Genomic DNA, 1,039 nt, shown 5'->3' with positions numbered 1-1,039 from the left:
AAGAATCAGCTTTGTGGTCAAGCCCTCGGCCTATTAGTACCGGTCCGCTACACCCCTCACGGAGCTTCCACGCCCGGCCTATCAACCCGGTGGTCTACCGGGAGCCTTACCCCATCAAGTGGGTGGGAGACCTCATCTCGAAGCAGGTTTCCCGCTTAGATGCTTTCAGCGGTTATCCTTCCCGAACGTAGCCAACCAGCCATGCCCTTGGCAGAACAACTGGCACACCAGAGGTCCGTCCATCCCGGTCCTCTCGTACTAGGGACAGCCCTTCTCAAGTCTCCTGCGCGCGCAGCGGATAGGGACCGAACTGTCTCACGACGTTCTAAACCCAGCTCGCGTACCGCTTTAATGGGCGAACAGCCCAACCCTTGGGACCTACTCCAGCCCCAGGATGCGACGAGCCGACATCGAGGTGCCAAACCATCCCGTCGATATGGACTCTTGGGGAAGATCAGCCTGTTATCCCCAGGGTACCTTTTATCCGTTGAGCGACCACGCTTCCACAAGCCATGGCCGGATCACTAGTCCCTGCTTTCGCACCTGCTCGACCTGTCGGTCTCACAGTCAAGCCCCCTTGTGCACTTGCACTCGCCACCTGATTGCCAACCAGGCTGAGGGAACCTTTGGGCGCCTCCGTTACTCTTTAGGAGGCAACCGCCCCAGTTAAACTACCCACCAGACACTGTCCCTGATCCGGATCACGGACCGAGGTTAGACATCCAACACGATCAGAGTGGTATTTCAACGCCGGCTCCACCCGAACTAGCGTCCGGACTTCACAGCCTCCCACCTATCCTACACAAACCGAGTCGAACACCAATATCAAGCTATAGTGAAGGTCCTGGGGTCTTTCCGTCCTGCTGCGCGAAACGAGCATCTTTACTCGTAGTGCAATTTCGCCGGGTCCGTGGTTGAGACAGTCGAGAAGTCGTTACGCCATTCGTGCAGGTCGGAACTTACCCGACAAGGAATTTCGCTACCTTAGGATGGTTATAGTTACCACCGCCGTTTACTGGCGCTTAAGTTCTCAGCTTCG

1 rRNA gene is annotated in these 1,039 nt (G+C 56.7%); it reads right to left on the bottom strand.

What is annotated here, in order from left to right:
- Nucleotides 1-13: 13 nt before the first annotated feature.
- Nucleotides 14-1,039 (bottom strand): 23S ribosomal RNA (locus ABH935_RS50885); the annotation flags it as partial.

The sequence above is a fragment of the Catenulispora sp. GAS73 genome (genome assembly GCF_041262085.1).
Classification (GTDB): domain Bacteria; phylum Actinomycetota; class Actinomycetes; order Streptomycetales; family Catenulisporaceae; genus Catenulispora.
The sequence above is the reverse complement of the archived record's forward strand: the minus strand, read 5'-3'. Positions and strand labels throughout refer to the sequence as shown.